This window comes from Streptomyces sp. NBC_00223, assembly GCF_036199905.1.
Classification (GTDB): Bacteria; Actinomycetota; Actinomycetes; order Streptomycetales; family Streptomycetaceae; genus Actinacidiphila.
This window is the reverse complement of sequence record NZ_CP108109.1, coordinates 4,637,756-4,658,171: the sequence shown is the minus strand read 5'-3', so window position 1 is coordinate 4,658,171 and position 20,416 is coordinate 4,637,756. Positions and strand designations below refer to the sequence as shown.

The 20,416-nt window shown below is 72.6% G+C and carries 20 protein-coding genes; 6 read left to right on the top strand and 14 right to left on the bottom strand.

Annotated features, from left to right (window positions below; all coding sequences use genetic code 11):
* Positions 1-40: 40 nt before the first annotated feature.
* The 4 genes from OHA30_RS19675 to OHA30_RS19660 are packed head-to-tail and all read right to left on the bottom strand — an operon-like array spanning position 41 to position 3,208.
* Positions 41-772 (bottom strand): M15 family metallopeptidase, encoded by a 732-nt coding sequence (locus tag OHA30_RS19675; RefSeq protein WP_328915174.1) that lies wholly within the window; start codon positions 770-772, stop codon positions 41-43.
* Between the two features lie 54 nt (positions 773-826).
* A complete protein-coding gene (locus tag OHA30_RS19670; RefSeq protein ID WP_328915173.1) occupies positions 827-1,198 on the bottom strand; it encodes a hypothetical protein in 372 nt (123 codons plus the stop codon).
* Between the two features lie 7 nt (positions 1,199-1,205).
* Positions 1,206-2,111: a hypothetical protein gene (locus OHA30_RS19665; protein WP_328915172.1), complete on the bottom strand. Its 906-nt coding sequence runs from the start codon at positions 2,109-2,111 to the stop codon at positions 1,206-1,208.
* The gene (locus OHA30_RS19660; protein ID WP_328913296.1) at positions 2,108-3,208 is read right to left on the bottom strand and encodes an ISAs1 family transposase; all 1,101 of its coding nucleotides are present in this window, start codon (positions 3,206-3,208) and stop codon (positions 2,108-2,110) included. Before OHA30_RS19660 ends, OHA30_RS19665 begins: the two co-directional genes overlap by 4 nt.
* Before the next feature lie 585 nt (positions 3,209-3,793).
* On the opposite strand from OHA30_RS19660, the gene OHA30_RS19655 reads away from it, so the two are divergent.
* Positions 3,794-4,942, top strand: a complete 1,149-nt coding sequence (locus OHA30_RS19655; RefSeq protein WP_328915171.1) for an ISAs1 family transposase — start codon at positions 3,794-3,796, stop codon at positions 4,940-4,942.
* Between the two features lie 109 nt (positions 4,943-5,051).
* Here OHA30_RS19655 and OHA30_RS19650 read toward each other — a convergent pair whose 3' ends face one another.
* Positions 5,052-5,948, bottom strand: coding sequence for an alpha/beta hydrolase (locus OHA30_RS19650; RefSeq protein ID WP_328915170.1), 897 nt, complete (start codon positions 5,946-5,948; stop codon positions 5,052-5,054).
* A 119-nt stretch (positions 5,949-6,067) separates the two neighbouring features.
* Between OHA30_RS19650 and OHA30_RS19645 the strand changes: the two genes are divergently transcribed.
* Entirely contained in the window at positions 6,068-7,102 is a 1,035-nt protein-coding gene (locus OHA30_RS19645) for a helix-turn-helix domain-containing protein (protein ID WP_328915169.1), read from the top strand.
* A 330-nt stretch (positions 7,103-7,432) separates the two neighbouring features.
* Here the strand turns inward: OHA30_RS19645 and OHA30_RS19640 are convergent, their stop codons facing one another.
* Together OHA30_RS19640 and OHA30_RS19635 are read right to left on the bottom strand one after the other, a co-directional pair.
* Positions 7,433-7,798: a MerR family transcriptional regulator gene (locus OHA30_RS19640; RefSeq protein ID WP_328915168.1), complete on the bottom strand. Its 366-nt coding sequence runs from the start codon at positions 7,796-7,798 to the stop codon at positions 7,433-7,435.
* Positions 7,799-7,821: 23 nt separating this feature from the next.
* Positions 7,822-8,859, bottom strand: a complete 1,038-nt coding sequence (locus OHA30_RS19635) for an MDR family NADP-dependent oxidoreductase (RefSeq protein ID WP_328915167.1) — start codon at positions 8,857-8,859, stop codon at positions 7,822-7,824.
* Between the two features lie 340 nt (positions 8,860-9,199).
* Between OHA30_RS19635 and OHA30_RS19630 the strand changes: the two genes are divergently transcribed.
* Positions 9,200-10,480, top strand: a complete 1,281-nt coding sequence (locus OHA30_RS19630; protein ID WP_328915166.1) for a M14 family zinc carboxypeptidase — start codon at positions 9,200-9,202, stop codon at positions 10,478-10,480.
* 125 nt (positions 10,481-10,605) lie between these two features.
* Here OHA30_RS19630 and OHA30_RS19625 read toward each other — a convergent pair whose 3' ends face one another.
* Positions 10,606-11,778 (bottom strand): ThiF family adenylyltransferase, encoded by a 1,173-nt coding sequence (locus OHA30_RS19625; protein WP_328917912.1) that lies wholly within the window; start codon positions 11,776-11,778, stop codon positions 10,606-10,608.
* Positions 11,779-12,086: 308 nt separating this feature from the next.
* Here OHA30_RS19625 and OHA30_RS19620 point away from each other — a divergent pair, with 308 nt between their 5' ends.
* Complete coding sequence (locus OHA30_RS19620; protein WP_328915165.1) at positions 12,087-13,403, top strand: M14 family zinc carboxypeptidase; 1,317 nt, start codon at positions 12,087-12,089, stop codon at positions 13,401-13,403.
* A 25-nt stretch (positions 13,404-13,428) separates the two neighbouring features.
* Here OHA30_RS19620 and OHA30_RS19615 read toward each other — a convergent pair whose 3' ends face one another.
* Both OHA30_RS19615 and OHA30_RS19610 read right to left on the bottom strand, forming a co-directional pair.
* Positions 13,429-14,505, bottom strand: a complete 1,077-nt coding sequence (locus OHA30_RS19615) for an aspartate-semialdehyde dehydrogenase (protein ID WP_328915164.1) — start codon at positions 14,503-14,505, stop codon at positions 13,429-13,431.
* A gap of 97 nt (positions 14,506-14,602) precedes the next feature.
* Complete coding sequence (locus tag OHA30_RS19610; RefSeq protein WP_328915163.1) at positions 14,603-15,457, bottom strand: dihydrodipicolinate synthase family protein; 855 nt, start codon at positions 15,455-15,457, stop codon at positions 14,603-14,605.
* An 83-nt stretch (positions 15,458-15,540) separates the two neighbouring features.
* On the opposite strand from OHA30_RS19610, the gene OHA30_RS19605 reads away from it, so the two are divergent.
* On the top strand, positions 15,541-15,951 hold the full coding sequence (locus OHA30_RS19605) for a GNAT family N-acetyltransferase (protein WP_328915162.1): 411 nt from the start codon (positions 15,541-15,543) through the stop codon (positions 15,949-15,951).
* 67 nt (positions 15,952-16,018) lie between these two features.
* Here the strand turns inward: OHA30_RS19605 and OHA30_RS19600 are convergent, their stop codons facing one another.
* Entirely contained in the window at positions 16,019-17,269 is a 1,251-nt protein-coding gene (locus OHA30_RS19600; protein ID WP_328915161.1) for a GNAT family N-acetyltransferase, read from the bottom strand.
* Between the two features lie 214 nt (positions 17,270-17,483).
* Positions 17,484-18,062: an RsiG family protein gene (locus OHA30_RS19595; protein ID WP_328915160.1), complete on the bottom strand. Its 579-nt coding sequence runs from the start codon at positions 18,060-18,062 to the stop codon at positions 17,484-17,486.
* Between the two features lie 332 nt (positions 18,063-18,394).
* On the opposite strand from OHA30_RS19595, the gene dtd reads away from it, so the two are divergent.
* Complete coding sequence (gene dtd, locus OHA30_RS19590) at positions 18,395-18,820, top strand: D-aminoacyl-tRNA deacylase (protein WP_328915159.1); 426 nt, start codon at positions 18,395-18,397, stop codon at positions 18,818-18,820.
* A gap of 60 nt (positions 18,821-18,880) precedes the next feature.
* Here the strand turns inward: dtd and ygfZ are convergent, their stop codons facing one another.
* Both ygfZ and OHA30_RS19580 read right to left on the bottom strand, forming a co-directional pair.
* Positions 18,881-19,849, bottom strand: coding sequence for a CAF17-like 4Fe-4S cluster assembly/insertion protein YgfZ (gene ygfZ / locus OHA30_RS19585; RefSeq protein ID WP_328915158.1), 969 nt, complete (start codon positions 19,847-19,849; stop codon positions 18,881-18,883).
* A 25-nt stretch (positions 19,850-19,874) separates the two neighbouring features.
* Positions 19,875-20,312, bottom strand: coding sequence for a Fur family transcriptional regulator (locus tag OHA30_RS19580; protein WP_328915157.1), 438 nt, complete (start codon positions 20,310-20,312; stop codon positions 19,875-19,877).
* Positions 20,313-20,416: the final 104 nt, after the last annotated feature.

Genomic DNA, 20,416 nt, shown 5'->3' with positions numbered 1-20,416 from the left:
GTGTACGACGTACGGACCCGTGCCGGCGCCGCTGGGATCGTCAGGCGGCCTGCGTCCGTGCCAATGTCAGCGCGGCGGCACGGCGTGCGGCGTTCATCGGGTCGACCAGGACACCCGCTCCCTGCCCGGGCCGGTTGATCCGCCAGTCACGGAGCTTGTCCGCCAGCCGGTGGACGCGCGGATCGGCCGGGGCGAGACCGATCTCGAAGTGGGCCTCGTCGGGGATCCTGAAGTCCCCGCCCCAGGTCACGACGCCGTCGCACTCGGCCAGGATGTCCCGGATGACATCGACCTGGTACGGGTGGAAGCCGCCGCGGACTCCCGGCGGATAGCTTCCGGGCCGGATGTCGAGCGCGGTGCCGGAAGCATGGTTGGACGCGTGGCCCTTCACCGTGCCGGGGCTCTTGAAGCCGACGACGTCGCCAGGGCGCAGGGACTCGATCTCGTAGTGGAAACGGCGGACGCAGTGCACGAGGATGATCTCCACGTCCCCGATCGCCACCTGGACCTCGCAGCCGGTCCCGGGTATCGGACGCGTCCACACGCTGCCCCCGGCGTCGGAGGCGGTGTTGACGGTCCAGCCGTTGGCGGACCGCGCGCCGGGCTGGACCCGCGCCGCGTCCCGCTGGGCGCGGGCGGCGCCGGCCGTACTCAGCCGGCCGGGCGGAGGCGGGGTGTCCGCGAACGCGGTATCGGTCAGCAGCGACCCCGCCGTCGCGGCCGCGGCGACACCGATCGCTGAGCGCACGAACATGCGCCGGGTTGATGTCATCGGCACGATTCCTCTTTCATCGGGTTTCGTCGGGTTTCGTCGGGCCTGTGGCGGTCAGGACCGCTCCAGGGCTTGCCACAGGTCGGGGAAGATCGCGAACACGGTGGCGGGAACGAGCGTGACGATCACGGTGAACACCCAGTAGGGACGCCCCGGGAGCCTGGTCCACCTGCGTACGGCGATGTTCGCCGCCGCCCACAGCGCGCAGTAGACCCCCACCACGAGGATCAGCAGCACCAGCCACGGAAGGACTCCGTCGTTGTCGGTCGGATCACGGTGGGTCAGCCCGATCGACGCCAGCGGGTGGTCCGCCAGAAATGTCCAGAGCAGGCCCAGCGGAAAGGTCCCGACGCAACCGAGCACGGTGTTGACGGCAGCGGGCACCGCCCAGGCGGCGCGGGAGGCGGAGGCGGTCGTATCACTCACCGGTTCATCATGCGGTGTTGCGAAGAGGTGCTTCGTACTTCTCGAACACCCGGTACAGGCCGATGAGCTGCTGACCGTAGTCCGCCGCGTCGAGCCGGCTCCGCTGAGCCTTGATGGCCTGGTTCTGCAACTGGGTCTCGACCGAGAAGTAGACCGTGACCAGACCGGTGCTCGTCTTGCAGGCGACGTCGGCCACGGCCATGGAGATCTCGCGCGAGAGCTGGATTCCCTGGGAGGAGAACGCGAGGTTGAGCGCGTCATACGGATTGCCGACGGCGTAGCCCTTGGTCTTCATGCACGCCGACCAGGACCGGTCGGCGGCGAGCACGCGCGGGTCCTTCTTCATCCGCTCCCAGTTCTGTGTGTCGATCCGGCCGGCCGGCGTCTCGTCGAAGGTGCCGACCACTCGGTCGGACTCTCCTACGCAACCGCCTTCCGGTATCGGCACACCGTGGTATGTCGCGGGAAGTTTCGCGCCCTTCGGAACGAAAAGGTCGTACACCATGTCGGCGTTGACGTCGTAGAAGTCGTACGACGTCACCTTGCGGTTCTGTGACGCCGGCAGCTGATAGCCATCGCGCTGTGCCAGTCGCGGATCGCTGACACCGTACCTACGCGCCAGATTTGCCGAGTCGTAGGAGATCGGGGGGACCTGGTCCGCGGGTGGAGGGTTGAAATCGAATCCGAAGCGGGCCATACAGGTTCTTTGGACCGCGTTCTTCGCCTCCTGGATCGAGACGAGATCCGGATACGTCTCCAGACAGGACTCGATGGGCAGCCGGAGCCCTTTGACCAGTCCGCTGGAAACGGTGGGCGTCGGCCAGTTCGCCGTATGTGCGGTTGCCGTCGGATAACAGCGATCCCATATGGGGCCAGGGCGGTGTCGTTCAGTCGCTTGGTCCGGTTTGATCACGTGATGCCGAGGGTGGCGAGCGGGCGGGTGGCGTCGCGTGCGTGGTGGCGGAGACTGGCGGCGATGCCGGTGTGTCCGGCGAGGCGGAGGGCTCCGATGGCGAGGTTGCGGAGGCTGGCCATGGCTCGTGGGGCTGTGCCGGTGCGGACGCGGGAGGCGTCCTCGGCGTAGGTGGTGTCGCGTATGTGGTGGAGTTGGTTCTCGATGCCCCAGTGTCCGCGGACGTGGTGCGCGATTTCGTCGGCCTGTGCTTGCTCGGCGGCCAGGTCGGTGACCGCGTAGACGCGTTCGAGAGTGACCTTGCCAGTGGCGACGATGCGGCGGCGGCGCACGATCTGGACGGCCTGCGCGGCGTGCGGGAAGTCCAGGTCGGCGACGGTGGCGGTCTTGACCCGGCGGATCTCGTTGCGGCCGTGCGCGGTGGCGCGGGTCTTGTCCAGCAACGGCACGTCTCGCCAGGGCAGGTGCTTGAGGCGTTTGTGCAGCAACGGCTGGTTCCCCTTGATCACGGCGATGTAGTGGGCTTTCTTGTCCTCGACGAGGAAGCGGGCGTGCGCGGTCTGGGAGTGCAGGGCGTCGAAGGTGACCACGGTGTCGGTCAGGTCGAGCTCTGCGAGCAGGGGCCGGAAGACGGTGATTTCGTTGGTCTTGCCGTCCACCTCGCGCTGGGCGGTGACCAGGCCGGTGCCGGTCATCGCGGCAAGGAGGTGGACTTGGCTGCCGTCCGCGCGGCGGGCGCCCCGCACCGTCTTTCCGTCCACGGCCAGGGAACGCCGGGACTGCTTGAACAGGTCCTGGTCCCTCGGTGTGCGGCCGGGGTCCCGAGCGGCGAGCCAGGTGCCGATCGCGTTGTCGAGTGCGTTGCCGTCGATGCGTTGCAGGATTCGGCGCACGGTGGCCTCGGCCGGAGCGGTCGGGCCGCTGGGTTCCCGGTTCGGGCCGCCGAGGGCGGCAAGCACGGTGGCCGGGGCGTCTGCGGCCCACTCCGCGATCGCGGTCAGGGATCTCGCGCCGGCCAGCACCGCGCAGGCGGTCAGCGCGAGGACGAAGGCGAGGGGATGGCGGCGGCCCTTGGCCCGGCGCGGATCGGGTACCACGGCGAGACAGTCCAGCAGTTCCGGATGTTCCTCGGGCGCGGGAGGCCGGGCGGTAGTGAGCTGGCCCAGACTGGCAGGGATGGGCGATGATGAGCGGCCAGGCACGGTCTTCCGTTGCGGTGATCAGGGACTCGACACCTCATGATCACCCGGAGGCCGTGCCTGCCTCCGTTCCGGCCCGGTCTACGGATATGGCGGCCAGCCGAGCCACATGAATCGCCATCAAGCCGGTCAGACCGTCTGAACGACGCCGCCCTGCCATATGGGGCACGATGGTTTATCCGGGTCGCGATGAATGTGTTCTTGCGATAGAGAGCCATGTCATGTGTTCGGACCATCTTTCAGACAATCCCGTATGGTCGACGCACATCGCGGCCGGCCGGCTGACCAGGGCTTGTGCAAGTTCCCGGGATCGTCCAACCCGTCTGAGGTTGGGGCGGGTTGGGGTGGATGAGGGAGCGGACACGGGGTCCGTGATCATTCAGGTGTCGAAGCCGAGTGATCAAAGAGGTTCCCGTGTCCGCTGTCTCATCTTCCTCGATCCCTGCTGTGTTGGCCAAGTTGGGTCCTCTTGAGCCAAACGATGTGCCTGACCTGCGCGTCTGCCTGGAAGCGGTTCCTGATCCGCGTTCCCGGCGGGGCCGCTGGTACTCGCTGGCCTCGATCTTGCTGGTCTGCGCGGCAGCCGCGGTCTCCGGAGCCCGGACCATCGACGAACTCGCCGAGTGGGGCGCCCGCGCTGACGCCCGACTGCTCGCCACCCTCGGTGTCCGCCGTCACCTGCTGCGCCGGCGGCACGCGCCGTCCAGGTCGGCGATCGGGCGGCTCCTCGAACGCCTCGACGCCGACGCACTCGACGCGGCTGTGGGCGCCTGGCTGGTCCACCGCCACGCCGCTGCGACCGCAGATGCCCCGGGTGGACGGCGGGTGATCGCCGTGGACGGCAAGGCACTGCGCGGCTCCGCCCGCCTGGACCAGCCCCGCCGGCACCTGCTGTCCGCCGTCACCCACGGCCGCCCGGTCACCCTCGCCCAGGCCGAGGTCGGGTCCAAGACCAACGAGGTGCGGCACTTCCGGCCCCTGCTCGCACCGCTCGACCTGGACGGGGAGGTGGTCACCTTCGACGCACTGCACACCGTGAAGGCCAACGTCACCTGGCTGGTCGAGGTCAAGAAGGCGCACTACGTCGCGGTCGTCAAGCCCAACCAGCCCATCGTCTGGACGCAGTTGGACGGTCTGGACTGGAACGCGGTGGCGGTCCAGCACACCAACTCGAACACAGGGCACGGCCGCCGCGAGTCCCGCTCGATCAAGACCCTCGCCATCGCCGACAACCTCGGCGGCATCGCCTTCCCCCACGCCAAGCTCGCCATCCGCGTCCACCGCCGCCGCAAGGCGGCCGGCGCGAAGGAGACCCGCGAGACCGTCTACGCGGTCACCAGTCTCGACGCCCACCAGGCAAAACCGGCCGAACTCGCCTCCTACCTGCGCGGACACTGGATCGTGGAGGCTCAGCACCACATCCGCGACCGCACCTTCGCCGAGGACGCCTCCACCGTCCACGCCGGCAACGCACCCCGCACCATGGCCGCCTTCCGCAACCTCGCCATCGGAGCCCTCAAAACCCTCGGAGCGACCAACATCGCCAAGACCACCCGCGCCATCCGCGACCAACCACAACGAGCCCTCCCCATCCTGGGCATCACCCCCAAGCCCGACCTCACCGGAACTTGATCAAGCCCTGCCGGCTGACCGGACGACCGACTGACCGGACGACCGAACGACCGGCCGACTGACCGGCTGACCGGCGGGTCGTGGCCGGCCGCCGGCCGGGGGCGGACGGTCAGTCGGCCATCGCGCGGCGTACGGCCGCGGCGAGTTCGGCGATCTGCCGCTGGGAGATGTCCGCGGACAGGATCGCCTGCGAGCCGTGGAAGGCGCCGGGCCACTGGTGCAGTTCGACCGACACGCCCGCCTCCAGCAGGCGCCGCGCGTAGTCGATGTCCTCGTCCCGGTTCGGGTCGAACTCCGAGGCGGAGACGTAGGCGGGCGGCAGGCCGGACAGGTCGGCCGCCCGCGCCGGAGCCGCGTACGGAGTGGCCGGCGCGGAACCCAGGTAGTGCCCCCACGCCTCGGAGACCCGGTCGCGATTCGACCAGGGCGTATCGGTGAAGTTCCGCGCCGACCACGTCTGTTGCCGGTCGTCGAGCGGGGGCTCGTTGAGCAGCTGGAAGCGGATCGACGGCCCCTGCTCGTCCCGCGCCCGCAACGCCACCGCGGCCGCGAGCGACGAGCCGGAGCTGTGACCGCCGATCGCGATCCGCTCCGGGTCGACGCCGAGTTCGGCCGCGTGCTCGGCCGTCCACGTCAGCACGGCGTAGGAGTCGTCCAGAGCGGCCGGGAACCGGTGCTCGGGCGCCAGCCGGTAGTCCACCGAGATCACCACCGCTCCGGAGGCGGAGGCGATCCGGGCGGCCCACGGGTGTTCGCTGTCCAGGCCGCCGCAGACCCATCCGCCGCCGTGCAGCCAGATGAGGACGCCGCGCGCCTCGTGCGGCCGGTAGATCCGTACCGGCACGTCCGGATCGCCGGGCACGGTGAGGGAGTTGATCTCCAGGCCGGAGGTGTCCGGCGCCGGCCGAGAGGAGGCCAGGTCGGCGAAGATCTTGCGCGCGGCGACCGGGTCGTTCAGGTCGAGCTTGGGCAACAGCGGGATGAACGCTTCGAGTTCGGGATTCATGACGCCCATCCTCACGGCCGTCGCCCCACACGGTCATCCGCCGTCCGTCGGGCATCCCGCCCGGATCGCGCACCGATCGGCGCCTCTCCTCCCCGCGCGTGCCGCCCTATCCTCCTGGTATGGAGGCACTGGCCGTACGGTTGTCGGGGCTGGACTCGTACGTCGGAGGCGCGATCTGCGTCGTCGCGTTCTACGACACGCTGATGCGCAGACGGGTCGACCTCCCGGCACTCGCCCGGGCCTCGGCGGGGCTGGCCGAGTGCGTGGCCGGGCTTCGACTCCACGGCACAGGGCGGGCGATCCGCGTCCTGCCCGACGGCGGGGAAGCACCCGCCCCGCCGTCACCCGCGTCCAGCACGGCGCCGATCACCCTCGACGACGAGGAGATCGGCACGGTGTGGCTGGAACGCCCCGGGCCGGCGAGTCCGCTCGACGACGTGCTGCTCGACCGGCTCGCGATCGCCGCCGCGGCCGCCGTCGAGCGGTACGGTCCGGCCCGTACCACCATGGCCGACCCCGCCCTCGTCGAGCTGGTGATCAGCTCCGACAGCGACGAGGCGGCGCGGGCCCGGGCGCTGCGGCTGCTGGGCTTCGCCGTCGATCTGCCGGTCCGCGTCGTGGCCGTACGCTCGCGACTGCCGCTCGACCGGGTCGGCGGCATCATCTGCCCGGGCCGCCCGGTGAAGGCGGCGCTGCTCGCCGACGTGGGTGTCATCCTGGCGACCACCGTGGACCCCGCCCGTTTTCCCGCGGGTGTACGCGCGGGCGTCGGCGCCGCCGCGAGCCCCGACCGGTCCTGGCGGCAGGCCCGCACCGCGCTCCGCTTCACCTCCTCACGCGAACCGGTCATCCGCTACGCCGATCTGGGCGCGCTGGCGCTCCTCGCCGAGATCCCGCAGGACGCCGTACGGGACAACGCGGACGTGGCGGCGATCGTCCGCGTGGCCGGCAACCCGGAGGATCTGGAGACGCTGGACGCCTACTGCGCCACCGGCTCCCTGCGTCAGGCCGCCGACCTTCTCCATCTGCACCACAGCAGCGTGGCCCGCCGCCTCGACCAGATCGGCAAGGCCCTCGCCATCGAACTCACCGGGCCGACCGGCCTCACCCGCGCCAGACTCGCCCTCACCGCCTGGCGCCTCCTCCCCGACTGAAAGGACCCCGCCCCGACGACGGACTAAGTCGAACGTCCGGAAGCGGCCCGCCGCGGGCTCCGCTCCGACCCGGTCCCTTCACCGGGAGCAGCGGTCGCCGCCCAGGCCGCGGCGACCAGAGGGCGGTGCAGGTCCTGGACCGCGCGTGGGGTCACGAACGCTCGCGCGGTGTCAGCCCGGTGAGCGCGCGGTGGGCGGCGGGCATCGCGGATCGCCGTCCTGGGCGCACTGATCCCCGGCACGTTCGGCGGCCCGCCTCCCGATCGCGAAGGTGCTCCACAACGAACAGCCGGTCAGCCCGCGGCCGCGAAGCCCACAACGAACAGCCAGTCAGCCCCCCGCGTGTTCGGCCAGGGCCTCGCGCAGCGCCGTCAGCCGGGTGATCTCCGCGTCCAGCGCCGCCAGTCTGCGCGCGACCACATCCGTGAACGCGCCCGCGTGCTCGCCCGAGCCGCACCGGGGGCGGGGGTCCGCCGCGAGCAGGTGCAGCCGGTGCGCCCGCTCGCGCAGGTCCTCGACGGTGAGCCCGAGGGCCAGCAGCTCCCGGATCAGCCGCACCCTGGCGACCTCGGCGGGCCCGTACCGCCGCTGGCCGGACGCCGTACGGGACGGCGGCGGCAGCAGCCCGCGCTGCTCGTAGAACCTCAGCGCCCGAGGGGTCGTGCCCGCCGCTGCCGCCGCGTCCCCGATCCGCATCCGCCGCCGCCTCCCGCCATGAGCTACAGCTCCACCACGACGGCCCCGAAGTGCCGCCCCGCCATCAGTTCGGGCAACGCCGACGGAGCCCGATCGATGCCCGCGATCGTCGAATACGGGAAACGGATGTCGCCGGAGCGCAGCCAGCCGCCGAAGCGTTCGAGCCATTCGGCGTGTACGTCGGGGTGGTCGGCGCCGGAGTAGCCGCGCAGCGAGATCCCCTTGACGACGATCCGGTAGGAGTCGATCTCCACGGGTGAGCTGCCGCCGGCCCGCCCGGCGGACAACTGCCCTGACAGGGCGCCGACCAGGGCGAACCGTGCCCCCGGGCGGGCCGCGTCGACGGCGGCGGTCAGCTGTTCGCCGCCGACCGTGTCCAGCAGGACGTCGATGCCGTCGGGCGCCGCCTCGGCGAGCTGCGCGGCGACGCCGCGGTCGGTTCCGCGCAGCACCACGGCGTCGTAGCCCAGCTCGGCGGTCAGCCGTTCGGCCTTCGCCGGCGAGGAGGTGCTGCCGATCACCCGCCCGGCACCCAGTAGCCGGGCGATCTGGCCCGCCAGCGTGCCCACCGCGCCCGCCGCCCCGGTGACGAAGACGGTGTCGCCCTCGCGCACCTGCGCGAGCCGGGTCAGCGCGCCGTACGCGGACGACCCCTGGGCGAGGTACGCGACCGGATCGGGCAACTCCCCCCGGAGCGGGCCGCATTCGGCGACGGCCACCCGCGCGTACTCCCGCCAGCCGCGCAGGTGCGTGACGGTGTCGCCGGGCCGCAGCGGGCTGTCGTCGGGCGCGGCCACGACCTCGCCGACGGCGGGCCCGAAGAGCGTGTCCCCGCCGTGCACCGGGGGCAGCGGCACGCCCTCGACCTCGCCCCCGATCAGGGTCCGCAGGCCGGGGAAGACCAGGGTGTAACGGTTTCTGACGAGCACATGGCCCGGTCCGGCCTCGGGCAGCGGTGTCTCCACGACGGCGAAGTGCTCGGGCGCGGGCAGCCCCTCGGGGACGGCGACAAGTTGGACTTCGCGCACGGTACGCGGCAGGGCGGCGGGGGCTGACGTCATGGTCGTACTCCTCTGCGGCTCGGGGACGGCGGCACGCCCGCCGTCCGGCCGCGGCGACGCTAACCCCTGACGCGCGGGTCAGGGTCAAGCCGACTTCAGGCCCCGGCCCGGCCGTGCCGGAAACCGGCCCGCCCACGTCCGGCACCCCCGCCGCCGACCGGCCCCCGCCCGGCCCCGACCGAGCCCCGACCGCGCCGCCGTTCACTCCCGCTGGGCGCTCTTGACACCCGGGACCCACCCGCAGAGTCTGGGCAGGCGTGCGCCGGAGCACCCTCGGCGCCGCCGATTCCGCACTGCGCGAGCCGAGTTGAGCCGGTACGTACGCCGAGGAGGAGCCGTCATGCGCGGGCCAGACGCGTACCCGACCGTGTCAGGCGTCGCGGCGGCGGCCCGCGTACTGACCCGGCGCCACCCCGACCTGTGCCGGATGCGACTGGCCGGGGAGTCCCGGGCCGGACGGCCGCTGTGGCTGCTGTCGGTCGGGCACGGCAGCCGGCATGTCCTGGTCGTCGCGGGCCCCCACCCGGACGAGCAGGCGGGCGGCGCGACCGTGCTGTGGCTGGCCGAGCAGGCGGTGCACGACCGGCGGCGTACCGCGCAGGCCGATCTGACCTGGGACTTCCTGCTCTGCCTCGACCCGGACGGCGCCGTGCTCAACGAGACGGGCCCGGCCGGACCGCGCCCGCCCGCCGTCCACTACCGGCACACCTACCGGCCCGCGCCGACCGAACACCCCGAACACTCGGGCCACTTCTGCCTTCCGGGTGACGAACTCCCCGAGACCCGCGCCCTGTTGGCCGCGATCGACGAGCTGCGGCCGGTGTTGCAGTGCTCACTGCACGGTACGGACGTCGGCGGCGGTTGGGTGCGGCTGACGGCCGATCTCCCGGGCCTGGCGGAGCCGTTCGGAAAGTACGCGGCCGAACTCGACATACCCGTGCAGACCGGTACGTACGACGCGCTGTTCTGGCCCAGCTCCGGACCCGGGGTGTACGTGATGCCGCCCGCCGGGGCGCCGGAGGGGTTCGCGAGCGGTCCTGAGCACTCGCCGGGGTCCACCTGGACCCGCCCGCAGCGGTACGGCGGCCTCACGGCGCTGGTCGAGACGCCGATGTGGGCGACCCGCCGGGTGGCCGACCCCGAGCCGCACCCCGACCCGGCGCACGCGGTGTCCGTGCTGGCCGCGCGGCTGCGCAAGGACGGGGTGACCGCGGCGGGCTCGCTCGAACGGGCGCTGCCGCTTCTCGACGCCGCCGACGGCCCGCTGCGGCGCGGGGTCGAGCAGACGGTCGGCGCGTTCCCCGGCCTCGCGGACGACTACGAACGCCTCGCGGAGCACACCCCGGCCGGGCTGACCGCGGCGCATGTCGCCGCCCTGGACATCGCCGCGCGGCGCCTCCCGCTGGGGGCCGCCGGGATGCTGCTGCGGCTGCTGGACGAGCAGCGGCTCGACCAGGACCCGCACAGCGAACCGGCCCGGCTGCGCTCCCGGCTGGAACGGCGGCTCGACGCGGGCGCCCGCGACCTGTTGGGCACGGCGGACGCCCGCTGGGTGCCGGTCTACGACCAGGTGGAACTCCAGGCCAGAACGGTGCTCGCGGCGGTCGACCTGCTGCCCTGAGACCCCCCTCCGGCGCGGTACCCCACCCCCGACCGCGGCCGTTCGCCGCATTGCGCACGGCCCGCTGTGTCCTCAATCGCCGGACGGGCTGAAAATCAGCCCGTCCGGCGATCGAGGTCCGTTGCTCAGCCGGTCACGCCCGGCGGGCTCCCACTGCCGCACGCCGGGCAGTCCGCCCTCCTCGGATGCCGCTGGAGCACCGGATCGCCGAGCGCCATCAGATTCAGCCCGTACCGGAAGCCCGGTTCCATCGGCGGGACCCCGCTGAGCAGCGCCAGTGCCGCGTGCGCGACCAGCGTTCCGGACAGTTCAGCGGTGACCGCGCTCGCCGGGTTCCACGGCATCCGCGGCGACGCCGCGTCCTCGCTCTGGCCCGGCCGCAGCCGCAGATCGCGCCGCTCGACCTCGCCCGCCCGCTGGCACTCCCAGCAGGGCCCGGCCCCGGGTACATGCACCCCTGCGGTCACCAGCGGTCCGCGGTAACCGCCCTCCACCCAGGGCACGTTGAGCGCCAGGCAGACCCGGTTGGCCCAGCGTCTGATCTCGGCCGGCCGGTCGGCGCCCAGCACCAGCAGGTCGTACCGGCTGCGGCCGAGCGCGCCGCCGGCCGGCCCGCCGCTGACACCGCACCCGACCCGCGGTGTCCCGCCCTCCAGGAGCGCGGCCAGATCCTCCGGCCCCCGTACCTCACGGCGCTCCCCGGTGACCGTCACATCGGAGTTGAGCGCCCGCAGCGCGACCAGCGCGGCTTCCGCCTTCGGGTGGCCGATGTCGGCCTCGCGGTAGAGCAACTGACGGTTGAGATTGGACAGTTCGACCACATCGGGGTCCACGGCGTGGAGATGGCCCACGCCGGAGGCGACCAGGATCTGCGCGGCCGCGCCTCCCGTGCCGCCCACTCCGAGCACCAGCACCCTGGCCCGCCGTAATCGCAGTTGCGCGTTCCAGGCACTGGCCCGCGGGCTGAGGTCCATCCAGCGCAGCAGCGCCACCCCGCGGGCATGCCGTACCCGGTCCCGGTCGCCGAGTTCGGCCGGGAGCGGGGCCGCGGCGTCGTCGACATAACCGGCCTCCCGCAGATCCGCCATGGCCGACCACACCGTGGCCCGGGTGACGCCCGGATGGCCGGCCGTCACCTCCTCGGCGATCTGGGCCGCCGTACGGCTGCCGTCCATCACCTCCGTCAACGTCCAGACCCATCCGTCCGGGTCCTCGATCTCCGCACCGATCCCGTAAATGACGCTGCCGATACGGACGTTGCCATCGGCTGTGCGATAGGCGCGGTGCTCGGGTTTGATCCGCGGCCGGTGCAGTCCACCGGCCGCGGAAGTACCCGCCACCCCTCCCGTTTCCGCCGGTGCCGTCACGTGACCCCCTTGTCTCGCGTAGCAGCCTCGCACTGGCGGCCCTCTCGTAGCAGCCATGCCCCTTGACACTCTCGCCGGGTCGCCGCAGCCTTGGCAAGGCATCGGGCAACCGGCGGTAACTCGCCAACTCCCGTGTGCAGAAACCGACTTGGACAGAGAGGAGAACTCGTGGCCGCCGCGATCGTCATCCGCCCACTGGACAAGAGGGAGACCACAGGCGACAGCAACTCCAACGGCACGTGACGTCGGCGATGGCCGACGCGTATCCGAGCGTCGCGGGGGTCGCTGCTGCGGCCTCCGCGTTCGCGCGCTTCCACCCGCGACTGTCCGCCCTGCGGGAGTTCGGGCGTTCCCGCGAGGGCCGGCCGCTGCATCTGCTCACCGCGGGGCACGGCCGGCGCAACGTCCTGGTGGTGGCGGGACCGCACTCGGACGAACGGATCGGCTCGGCGACCGCGCTGCGGCTGGCCGAACGCGTCGCCCGCGACCCGCGGTTGCACGCGGGCGCGGACGCGGCGTGGCACTTCGTGCTCTGTCTCGACCCGGACGGCACCATGCGCAGTGAGGCCGGGCCGGCCGTCCGGCGCACTCCCGCCGAGCACTTCCGGCACGCCTACCGGCCGCCCGCCGACGAACAGCCCGAGTGGGCGCCCTCGATCCGCCCGGCGGGCGATCAACTGCCCGAGTCCCAGGCGCTGATGGACCTCATCGACGAGCTGCGGCCGTTTCTCCAGTGCTCGTTGCACGGCAACGACCTCGGCGGCTCCTGGGTCCAGCTGACCCGGGACATCCCCGGCCTGGCCGAGCCGCTGGGCAAGCTCTCCGCCGAGCGGGACGTGCCCGTGCAGACCGGCACGTACGACGCCCTGTACTGGACGGTGTCGGGCCCCGGCGTCTATGTGCTGCCGCAGCCGGGCAGCCGCGCGCAGTTCGACAGCCTCCCGGAGGACGTCAACGGCTCCACCTGGATCCGCCCCCACCGCTACGGCGGGATGACCGCGCTGTTCGAGGTCCCGATGTGGGCCAGCCGCAAGGTCGCCGACACCGCTCCCCACCCGGACCCGGCACACGCGCTGGCGGAGCTGGCCGGGCTGCTGCGGCGCCAGTCGGACCGTACGGGCGCGCTGCTCGGCGACGTACGGCCGCTGCTGCCGGCGGACCACCGTACGGGCAGCTCGGGGCAGGCGTACGGGTCACTGCTGCGGGTCGCCGAGGGGCTGGTGGCCATCTGCCCGAACGTCGCGGACGACTGGGAGCGGCTGCACCCCTCCCCCGTGCCGCTGACCCGGGCCCATCTGACCGCCCTGGACATCGCGGCCCGGCGGATCTCGCTGCGGGCGGTCGGAACGCTGCTGCGGCTGCTCGACGGCCTGCCGGGCGCGGCCGAGGCGCGGGTGCGGGCGGCCTGCGAGGAGCAGCTCGACCAGTGGGCGGGCGAGCTGGAGACCGGGCACGAGCTGGTGTGGGTGCCGGTCTCCGACCAGGTGGAACTCCAGTCGGAGACCGTGCTCGCCGCTTTCCGGCTGCTCAGCGAGGGATCCCGGCCGCCCTGCTGAGCCGGCCGGGACCCGATACGGGCGGCTACGCCGGGACGCCCGCCGACAGCTCGGCCGCCACCAGCTCCGCCACCTGTACGGCGTTGAGCGCGGCGCCCTTGCGCAGGTTGTCGTTGGACAGGAAGAGCGCGAGGCCGTGCTCGACGGTCTCGTCCACCCGGATCCGGCCCACGTAGGACGGGTCGCGGCCCGCCGCCTGGAGCGGGGTGGGGATCTCGGACAGCTCCACGCCGGGCGCGGCGCCCAGCAGCTCGTACGCCCGCTCGACGCTGATCGGCCGCGCGAACCGGGCGTTGACCTGCAAGGAGTGTCCGGAGAAGACGGGCACGCGCACGCAGGTGCCGGAGACCTTGAGGTCCGGGATCTCCAGGATCTTGCGGGACTCGTGGCGGAGCTTCTGCTCCTCGTCGGTCTCGAAGCTGCCGTCGTCGACCAGGTTTCCGGCCAGCGGCACGACGTTGTAGGCGATCGGGCGGGCGTACACGGCGGGCTCGGGGAACTCCAGGGCCGCGCCGTCGAAGGTCAGCCGGTCGGCGTGCTCGGTGACCTGGGACGCCTGGCCGTGCAGCTCGGCCACGCCGGACAGACCGGAGCCGGACACCGCCTGGTAGGTCGTGGCGACCAGCGCGGTCAGCCCGGCCTCGTCGTGCAGCGGGCGCAGCACGGGCATGGCGGCCATCGTGGTGCAGTTCGGGTTGGCGATGATGCCCTTGGGACGCTTGGCGATCGCGTGCGGATTGACCTCGGAGACCACCAACGGCACCTCGGGGTCGCGGCGCCAGGCGGAGGAGTTGTCGATCACGACCGCGCCCTGGGCCGCGACCTTCTCGGCCAGCGCCCGGGAGGTGGCGCCGCCCGCCGAGAACAGCACGATGTCCAGGCCGCTGTAGTCCGCGGTGGCCGCGTCCTCGACGGTGATGTCACCCGCGGGCACACCCGGACCGCCGGGGCCGTCGGGGGAGCCGTCCCAGGGCAGGGTGCGCCCGGCGGAACGGGCCGACGCGAACAGCCGCAGCTGTGTCACGGGAAACTTCCGCTCGGCCAGCACCTTGCGCATGACCCCGCCGACCTGTCCGGTCGCTCCGACGATTCCGATCCTCATTGCCGCCTTCTCTCCGATCTGGTCGAGTCTTCCGGTGGCGCCGTGGATGCCCGCCGGTTCGAGTATCCCCCGGCGCGGGCTCGGGGGAGGAGCGGTTTCAGGTGACGAGACGGACCCTGGTCAGGGCCTCCGCCAGCGCCTGCGGGCTCGCGGGCAGCAGCGGCAGCCGTACGTCCGGGGTGGGGATACGGCCCTGGGCGTGCAGCACGGCCTTCACGACCGCCGGATTCGGCTCGCTGAACACCGCGGCGGCCAGCGCGGACAGCCGGTGGCCGAGCGCGCGGTCGCCGGTCTCGGCCAGTTCGGCCCACCGCCCGGTGACCAGGTGCGCGCTGGCGAGGATGCCGCCCTGGGCGCCGAGGGCGAACAGCGCGGGCGCGAAGGCATCGTCCCCGGCCAGCACCTCGAAGCCCTCGGGGCGCTCGCCGAGCAGCGCGACCGCCCCGGCGTCGATGCCGCCGGCCGCGTACTTCACCCCGGTGACACCGTCGATCCCGGCCAGCTCGCGCAGCGCGCGGGCGGTCAGCTGCTGCCCGGTGCGCACCGGGATGTGGTAGACGAGCAGCGGTACGGGGCTGCTCGTGGCCAGCGCCCGGAAGTGGGCGAGCACGCCCGCCTCGCCGGGGCGGGTGAAGGACGGCACGGTCACCAGGGCGGCGTCGGGGACGTCGGGCAGCGTGGCGAGCGCGGCCAGGTCGGCGGCGGCCCGGCGGGTGTCGCCCGCGCCGACCCCGACGACGAAGCGCGCCCCGCGCTCGCGGCAGGCCCGGCCCACGGCGGCGATCACCGCGGCCCGCTCCTCCGTGTCGAGGGCCGCCGCCTCCCCGGTGGTCCCGAGCGCGACGAGGCCGGCGGCGCCGTCCCGCAGCACCTCGCGCGCGAGCTCTTCCAGGGCGTCGAGCGCCACCTGTCCATCCGGCCCGAACGGCGTGATCAGCGGTACGAGGATCATGTCCGCGAGTCTCGCCCGCCGTTGTCCGCAAGGTCCAGTTAATTGTCGTGCAGGGAACTCTTAAGCAGTTCTACCCTTCCCGCATGTACGAGATCTCCGCCGATCCGGCCCGCCTCGATGTCCCCCGCGTCCACAAGTGGCTGTCCACCGACGCCTACTGGGCGCTCGACCGCCCGCTCGCCAAGCAGGAGGCCGCGATAGCGGGCTCGCTCAACTTCGGCGCCTACGACACCGTGACCGGCGAGCAGCACGGCTACGCCCGGGTGGTCACCGACTTCGCCACCTTCGCGTGGCTCTGCGACGTGTACGTCGCACCCGAGGCCCGCGGCCAGGGCCTGGGCACCACCCTGGTCGCCGCCGTCCGCGACCACCTGAAGCCGCACGGGCTGCGGCGCATCGTACTGGTGACGTCCGACGCGCACGGGGTGTACGGGAAGGTCGGCTTCGAGGTGGTGGACGACCCGGAGAAGTGGATGACGCTGCTGCTCCAGTGAGCGGGTCCGCGCCGAGCGGCGCTCCACCGCTCAGCGGTGGGGGGCGCCGCCCGGCGGGTCGGAAGGCTCAGAAGATGTCGGGGCACCAGGGGCGGCGGGCGGTGCGGAAGAGGCTGTCCGCGGTCCTGGCCGCCTCCGGGCTGTGGGCGGTGACGCGGCCGAGAGCGGCCAGCCGGGCGGGCGACTCGTCGCCGAGGTAGAGGCAGGCCAGGTCGGCGACGGACAGCGAAAGATCCGCGTCGGCGGTCGTGGGGCCGCAGACGGCCGCGCCCGAGGCGTCGGTCTCCAGCAGGAAACGGCCGCCGGTCAGCTGCGCGGGGTCGTGCACGTCCAGGACCAGCGCGGCCGGACCGCCGCCGTAGGTGCGCGCGGACAGCGCGGCGGGCACGTCGAGGAGGCGCAGCCACACGAAGTCCGCGTACGTCTCGGTCCGCGCGGCCCGCGGGTCACCGAGCAGCAGCGGCAGGACGTCGTCGGGGGCACGGTGGCCGGTCCGCAGCAGGGTCACCCAGTCGAGCGACAGCAGAAACCGCCACAGCGCGGCCTCGGCCGCCGGGGTCGCGGCGATCAACTGCTTGATGCAGGCGTCGGTCCGGGGCAGCTTGCCGGGCCAGGGGTGGTCGACCGTGGAGTACGCGACCAGGCCGTCGACCCGGCCGTCCGCGTCGCGGTACACGGCGTGGAAGGGCTCCACCCACGGCTGGCCGGGCAACACCCGCTGCCCGGTGGCGGTCTCCCACCAGTCGGCGGGGCGGTCGATCGCGCCGGGCGTCAGCGCGCGGACCCGCTCGTGCAGGCCCGGGCCCTCCTTCGCCACCTCCGCGAGGGACGCGAAGTCCACCCGGCCGCCGTCCGTCGGGCCGCCGTAACGGGGGTCGGCCGCGGCGCGCGGCACGTCGATCTCCCAGTCGGTGATCCAGGTCGCCGGGCCGAAGCCGTACCGCCCGTAGATCGGGTACTCGGCCGCGACGAGGATCGACACGGCGTCCCCGCGCTCCTTGGCCGCGCCCAGGTCGGCGGCCATCATCCCGCTGGCCAGGCCCCGGCGGCGGTGGGTCGCGGTGACGGAGACGTTGGTTATCGCGTTGGCCACGAGTCCTGCGCCGCCGGGCACGGTCAGTGTGCGCGGCATGCTACGGAAGGTCGCCACGCAGCGGCCCCGGTCGAAGGCGCCACGGGTACGGTCCAGGTCCATCACGGTCCCGCGCAGCGCGACCTCGTCGTCCGGCGCGATGGCCGCACGGTGGAAGCCGGTGTTCAAGGCCCTCACCCAGTCGGCGACGTCGGACTCGTCCAGGGTGCGGATCTCAGCGCTCATCCCCGCACGCTATTGGCCCCACCCCCCACCCCGCACCCCAATATCGCCCCGCCCGCCGGGGACCAGGGCCCGCGGCCCCAAAGGAGGGCGCTGGGGGCACCCCCGGGCAAAGCCTGGGGGAGGAACTGCGCGAGCAACCACACACCGGCCGGCGCCCCGGAAAGCAACCGCAAGGGGCTCGGGCCGGCGACCACGTACAGCAGCGCGCAGCGCATTACTCGGTCAGAAGATCCTCCACGTGCGCCTCCCCCTCGCGGTAGCGCCTCGTGATCTCCGCCGAGCACCCGTCCACCGTCTGCTGAAGCGCCTGGCGCCTGCGCGACACCTGCTGCTCGTACTGCGCGAGCCGGCCCTTCGCCGCGTGCAGCTCCGGGTCGGTACGGGCTTCGAGGTCGGACAGCTCCACCTCGGAGAGCATGTCCTCGGCGAGCCGCCGTACCCGCTCGGTCAGCGGGGTGCCGAGCGTGACATGGCGAGCCGAGGACTTCACCCGCGAAGGGCCGTCCGTGAGGATCTCGGAGAGCCGGTCCACGACCGGCGCCTCCGTGTCGAACCCGCCGAGCGGCGTACGCGCACCGCCCCCTCGGCGGCCCAGCTCCGCCTGGAGGATGTCGATCCTGCCGTGCAGCATCCGCCGCAGATACGACAGGTCCGCCTCCTCCTGCTGGGCGTCCCGGCGCAGCGCGCGCAGCGCCACCAGGTCCAGCGTGCCCAGCTCGGGCGTCGGGGTGTCCACGAGCGGGCTGCGAGGCGCGGGCGGCCGCAGCGGGCCCAGAGCGTCGGCCTTCAGCATGCGATGGCCCTTCCTGGTGGGCGCCGTCGGTACGGCGGCCGTGGATACGGCACTGCCGGACGCCGCCGTCGACGGTCGTACGGCGGTGCCCGGAGTCTGTCCAGCGCCGGATGTGATCATGCCTGTCGTCCCCTCCTCGCGGCGCGTCGCACCGCCCGGCTTCCGATGCTGCCACCTGCCCGCGGCACAACGCAGCGAGACTGCACCCGAACGGCCGTCGCAACAGGTGTACGAGACCGCCGATCTGGCGTACGCGCGGGCGCACGCACTCATGGCCGTGCGCCCCCTCACCCGTGTGCCACGCGCCCCTCGGGACCCGCCACAATGGCGGTATGCGAGCAGTGGCCCAACGGGTGAGCGAGGCGAAAGTCGTGGTCGACGGGAAGACCGTCGGCGCCGTCGAAGGACCGGGGCTGTGCGTCCTGATCGGGGTCACGCACGACGACACGAAGGAGAAGGCCGCCGCGCTGGCCCGCAAGCTGTGGACGCTGCGGGTGCTGCCCGACGAGCAGTCCTGCTCGGACGTCGACGGACCGCTGCTGGTGATCAGTCAGTTCACGCTCTACGGTGACGCCCGCAAGGGGCGGCGCCCGACCTGGAACGCGGCGGCTCCCGGACAGATCGCCGAGCCGCTGGTGGCCGAGGTCGTCGCCCAACTGCGCGCGCTGGGCGCGACGGTCGAGACCGGTGTGTTCGGCGCGGACATGAAGGTGTCGCTGACGAACGACGGCCCGTTCACCGTCGTCGTCGAGATATAGGCACAACGTTTGTTAGAGGGTGTCACGCCCGCGAGAAGCCCTCACGCACGTGACACCGTCTCACGGAGCGACCACCGTCTCCTGCGCCGCCGCCGTGTCCTCCGCGATCAGCGTCGCCTTCTCCGGCGTGTTGCGCTTCACCAGCGCGAGCGCGATCGGCCCCAGCTCCCAGTGCCGCGCCGAGGACGTGATGAAGCCGACCGCCCGGCCGTCCTCCCCGTCCTCCGCCACCCGCACCGGAGCCCCGTGCGCCGGCAGCCGCACCTCGCTGCCGTCCAGGTGCAGAAAGACCAGCCGCCGCGGCGGCCGCCCCAGGTTGTGCACCCGGGCCACCGTCTCCTGCCCCCGGTAACACCCCTTCTGCAGATGCACCGCGCTTTCCAGCCACCCCAGCTCGTGCGGGATCGTCCGATGATCGGTCTCCAGCCCGAGCCGCGGCCGGTGCGCCTCGATCCGCAGCGCCTCGTACGCCAGCACGCCGATCGCCGGGGCGGCCCGGTCCGCGAAGGACGCCAGTTCCTCGCGCGGCACGAACACATCGCGCCCGTACGCCGTCTCGCGCACCGGCCACTCGACCGGCACCGCGGTGATCGACCCCGCCGGCAGATGGACCACGCCCCACGCGTCGCCGACGTCGGCGGCCTCCACCCGGTAGAAGAACTTCATGCTCTCCAGGTAGGCCAGCAGCGCGCCCTGGGTGCCGGGTTCGACATGGATCCAGGTCGTGGTGCCGTCGTCCACGAGGTAGAGAGCGTGTTCGATATGGCCGTGCGCGGACAGGACCAGCGCTTCGGTGGCCTGGTGGGGAGGCAGGTTCTCCACATGCTGGGTGAGCAGCAGATGCAGCCAGGACAACCGGTCCTCGCCGCTCACCGCCACCACACCGCGATGGGAGAGGTCCACGAATCCGGCGCCCCCCGCGAGCGAGCGCTGCTCGCGGAAGAGGTCGCCGTAGTGCGCGGCCACGCCTTCGTCAGGGCCTTCTGCGGGTACGGCGCCGGGCAGCGACAGCAAAGGGCTCTTCGTCATGCCGTCCAGCGTACGGCCGCGGCGGCTAAGCGTCCGGGCCGGCGGCCTTGCGCGCGCAGTCCCGGCAGCGGCCGTAGATCGCGAAGTGCCGCATATCGGTCTCGAAGCCGAACCGTTCCCGCATCCCGTCGGTGAGCGGCGCCGCCAGCTCGACGTCCGCCTCGGTGACCGAGTCGCAGTCCCGGCACACCAGATGCATATGGTCGTACCGGTCGGCGAGGTGGTACGTGGGCGCGCCGTGGCCGAGGTGGGCATGGCTGACCAGGCCCAGTTCCTCCAGCAGCTCAAGCGTCCGGTAGACCGTCGAGATGTTCACGCCGGAGGCGGTCTTGCGCACTTCGCACAGGATGCCGTCGGGCGTCGCGTGTTCGAGGGAGTCGACCGCCTCCAGGACAAGCTCGCGCTGCGGGGTCAGCCGGTAGCCGCGCTGCCGCAGATCGCTCTTCCAGTCCGTGGTCGCCACACGGCCAGTGTAGGACCGTGGCGCGCGACCGGTATTTCGGCGTGAAAAGATCTCGCGCCATCCCCTCGGGACCGCTTCACCCGTGGGACGCGAGGGGCGCACGA

Excerpts from the sequence above, each read along its gene's own strand:
- OHA30_RS19675 (WP_328915174.1), bottom strand. The coding sequence starts at position 772 with ATGACATCAACCCGGCGCATGTTCGTGCGCTCAGCGATCGGTGTCGCC.
- OHA30_RS19650 (WP_328915170.1), bottom strand. The coding sequence starts at position 5,948 with ATGAATCCCGAACTCGAAGCGTTCATCCCGCTGTTGCCCAAGCTCGAC.
- OHA30_RS19645 (WP_328915169.1), top strand. The coding sequence starts at position 6,068 with ATGGAGGCACTGGCCGTACGGTTGTCGGGGCTGGACTCGTACGTCGGA.
- OHA30_RS19640 (WP_328915168.1), bottom strand. The coding sequence starts at position 7,798 with ATGCGGATCGGGGACGCGGCGGCAGCGGCGGGCACGACCCCTCGGGCG.
- OHA30_RS19635 (WP_328915167.1), bottom strand. The coding sequence starts at position 8,859 with ATGACGTCAGCCCCCGCCGCCCTGCCGCGTACCGTGCGCGAAGTCCAA.
- OHA30_RS19630 (WP_328915166.1), top strand. The coding sequence starts at position 9,200 with ATGCGCGGGCCAGACGCGTACCCGACCGTGTCAGGCGTCGCGGCGGCG.
- OHA30_RS19615 (WP_328915164.1), bottom strand. The coding sequence starts at position 14,505 with ATGAGGATCGGAATCGTCGGAGCGACCGGACAGGTCGGCGGGGTCATG.
- OHA30_RS19610 (WP_328915163.1), bottom strand. The coding sequence starts at position 15,457 with ATGATCCTCGTACCGCTGATCACGCCGTTCGGGCCGGATGGACAGGTG.
- OHA30_RS19605 (WP_328915162.1), top strand. The coding sequence starts at position 15,541 with ATGTACGAGATCTCCGCCGATCCGGCCCGCCTCGATGTCCCCCGCGTC.
- OHA30_RS19600 (WP_328915161.1), bottom strand. The coding sequence starts at position 17,269 with ATGAGCGCTGAGATCCGCACCCTGGACGAGTCCGACGTCGCCGACTGG.
- OHA30_RS19595 (WP_328915160.1), bottom strand. The coding sequence starts at position 18,062 with ATGCTGAAGGCCGACGCTCTGGGCCCGCTGCGGCCGCCCGCGCCTCGC.
- dtd (WP_328915159.1), top strand. The coding sequence starts at position 18,395 with ATGCGAGCAGTGGCCCAACGGGTGAGCGAGGCGAAAGTCGTGGTCGAC.
- ygfZ (WP_328915158.1), bottom strand. The coding sequence starts at position 19,849 with ATGACGAAGAGCCCTTTGCTGTCGCTGCCCGGCGCCGTACCCGCAGAA.